The sequence below is a fragment of the Mycobacterium parascrofulaceum ATCC BAA-614 genome (assembly GCF_000164135.1).
Taxonomy (GTDB): domain Bacteria; phylum Actinomycetota; class Actinomycetes; order Mycobacteriales; family Mycobacteriaceae; genus Mycobacterium; species Mycobacterium parascrofulaceum.
Genome location: NZ_GG770559.1, coordinates 1 through 2491, shown reverse-complemented (window position 1 = coordinate 2491; position 2491 = coordinate 1). Strand labels below are relative to the sequence as shown.

Below are 2491 nucleotides of genomic sequence, written 5' to 3'. Positions count from 1 at the left end.
CATCTCGAGGCCATCGCGGTCCTCCCCGCCTTGGGCCAGAGCAATGCCGGCGGGCGCCATGTCCGTGTCGCCGTGGTCCATCCCAGCGTGGTGGCCGCCGTGATCCATGTCGCCGTGGTCCATGCCGTCTTGATCGGCGGTAGTGTCGGGCGATTGTGCGCGATCACGGGCGTCATCTCGCTGCTGGCGGGAATCGAGCAACTCCGCAACTGCGCGGTCCAGCACCGAATCGATTGAATGCTCGTCAGCAACGTCGGTGCGTACCCTCGGGCCGGGCAGTTGGTCCCAGATCCTATCGACGGCTTCGGCCAACTCAGGTCCGGGCATACCGCACACCGCTAACACATCAGCATCCGCCGGAGACATCGCTGCGCGCCACCCCCGAGCCGCAGCACAGCGCTCAAGCGCCGCACGCAGCGCCCAATCTCCTGGCACCTCCGCGGTCAGGACGTGGACCCGGCGGGCAGCAGATCGAGCCAAGAGGGCGGTCATACCCATCGCAGCGCGCCTTCCCGCCATGCCCACGCCACCGCGACGAACAACGCGGCCAGGAACAGGAACATCTCGATGACCGCGGTGGTGCCCATCTGTGCGACGACCCTGGCCCACGGGTACATGAACAGCATCTCGACGTCGAAAGCGAGAAAGACCAGCGTCGCTGGATACCAGCGCACGTGATACCGGGACAGCGCGTGCTCCTCGGGTAGCCACCCCGACTGGAAGGGTAGCGACGTCAACGCATCCGGCCGCACTGTCGTCAGCCGATGCAGGCCATACATCCCGGCGACGGCCGCTAGGGATACCAGCAGCGTCGAGGCCAGACCGGCATACATGGCTGCACTCCTTTCACCCGTGCAGGGCGCCGAGTCTTGTCCACGTCCGATATGCGGAGCACACCAGATTATGGTCTACCACGCCTAGGTGACCCAGCGTGAACCGATTGCTGCCCTGTTACTTCCCGGCCGCGTCACCGCCGCGGGCGACCTCACGCAGTCCAGGAGTTGACTCGTGATGGGTGATGCACCCGAATGAGATTGGGGGTCGGGTTGTTTCGGCTAGCCCCGTGAGGTCCAGACTGAAAACTGTCTGTTCGGAATTGGGCTGAGTGCTGCTTGTGCAGTAGAGGTCACCGGGTGGTGGCTGCCAGTCCTGGCCGATCCAACACCGCCTGTCGGTGTTGGTGGTTGAACTCCCACCACGAGTCGGTCCACGGCGGCCCGTGTCGGCGGTGACCACGCGATGCCGCCTCTTGACCGGCGAGCGGCGCCGGCGGCTACCGCTGCATCGAAGCCATCGCTTCAGTCAGCGGGCTCGCAGCAGCGGCACCGGCACCGATCCGCACAACAATCGCAACAGCACTTGCACTCCGCACACCGAATTTCCATACCCATCAAGATACTTCGCAGCAAATTTTCTGCTTCGATCGAGGTGCGGCTGGCGCCTGTGGGTGGTGGATGTTAGGCCCAGCTGGACCCGACGGCGCTGTCAGTGGAGGCCATGTTGGCCCCGGCGGTTTGCACCTTTTGTCCGTGGGCGTTGGCCTGTTCGTAGATGACCTGGAAGTTGCGGCCGAGTTGGGTGATGAACTCTTGGCAGGCCAGCGAGCCCGCACCGCCCCAAAAGTCGCCGGCGGCAAGCACATCGCGGATGATGGCTTTATGCTCGACCTCCAGGGAGGCGGCCTGGACGCGGATCAGCGCGCCATGCCCATCGACGTCGCCGAATTGGTAGTTGATGCTCATCGTCGGTTCTCCTAATTGCTGAGGATCTGCTGCGAGGCCTGCTCTTGGCTCTCGTAGTTATTGGCGTCGCGGATCAGCCCGTCGCGCACCCCGTTCAGCATGGTGACGATGTTGCGGAACGCGGTGTTCATCTGGCCCATGGTGTCGTAGGACGTGGCCTGAGCGGTTCCACTCCATCCGGCACCGGCGATGTTCTGCGAGGAGGCCCACATCTTGCGGGCTTCATCTTCGATGGTTTGGGCGTGCACGTCGAAACGGCCTGCCGTAGCCCGCATCTCGCTCGGATCGGTCATAAAGCGTGTGGTCATTGAAATGTCTCCTCATCTCGAAATCATCAGTTGTGCTCGGCGTGGCCGACGTCAGAGCCGGCCGCCTGAAATAGGTTGGTGTACCTCCTTTGTTATCCGAGGGTCGTCGAGGGCGGTACCACCGTCAGGCGGGGCATAAACCGGAGGTCGGCTTCCCCGACGTTGCCTATGCCGCGCCCGGCCATACTTGCCAGCGGTGCGCCGAGCATGCTTGCGGGAGCGCCTGTCGTGGCCCCTGGGGCAGAGGCCAGGCTAGAGCTCGGCCGCTCCGCCGCAGGACTCATTGCCGGGGCCGCCGAGGCCCAGGTCTGCGGCACCGACAACGCGCCGACCGTGGCCGCCCGGCCTACGCCCGCTGACGCGGCCGCTCCGCCGAGTCCTGCTGTGCCGGGTGCTCCCAGCGCGCCGGAAGCGAGCGCGCCCGTCAGCCCCGATTCCGAA

General features: G+C 65.0%; 4 protein-coding genes and 1 pseudogene. All 5 read right to left on the bottom strand.

What is annotated here, in order from left to right; all coding sequences use genetic code 11:
• Positions 1-312: pseudogene (locus HMPREF0591_RS33275) on the bottom strand (hypothetical protein); the annotation flags it as partial.
• A 176-nt stretch (positions 313-488) separates the two neighbouring features.
• A complete protein-coding gene (locus HMPREF0591_RS25710; RefSeq protein WP_007171655.1) occupies positions 489-833 on the bottom strand; it encodes an NADH-quinone oxidoreductase subunit A in 345 nt (114 codons plus the stop codon).
• 624 nt (positions 834-1457) lie between these two features.
• On the bottom strand, positions 1458-1742 hold the full coding sequence (locus HMPREF0591_RS25705; protein ID WP_007171653.1) for a WXG100 family type VII secretion target: 285 nt from the start codon (positions 1740-1742) through the stop codon (positions 1458-1460).
• An 11-nt stretch (positions 1743-1753) separates the two neighbouring features.
• Positions 1754-2050, bottom strand: coding sequence for a WXG100 family type VII secretion target (locus HMPREF0591_RS25700; RefSeq protein ID WP_007171652.1), 297 nt, complete (start codon positions 2048-2050; stop codon positions 1754-1756).
• Between the two features lie 92 nt (positions 2051-2142).
• Entirely contained in the window at positions 2143-2451 is a 309-nt protein-coding gene (locus HMPREF0591_RS31415; RefSeq protein ID WP_279626989.1) for a PPE family protein, SVP subgroup, read from the bottom strand.
• Positions 2452-2491 lie beyond the last annotated feature (40 nt).

What these genes read in the sequence shown, in the direction of transcription:
- HMPREF0591_RS25710 (WP_007171655.1), bottom strand. Translation starts at nt 833, where the DNA reads ATGTATGCCGGTCTGGCCTCGACGCTGCTGGTATCCCTAGCGGCCGTC.
- HMPREF0591_RS25705 (WP_007171653.1), bottom strand. Translation starts at nt 1,742, where the DNA reads ATGAGCATCAACTACCAATTCGGCGACGTCGATGGGCATGGCGCGCTG.
- HMPREF0591_RS25700 (WP_007171652.1), bottom strand. Translation starts at nt 2,050, where the DNA reads ATGACCACACGCTTTATGACCGATCCGAGCGAGATGCGGGCTACGGCA.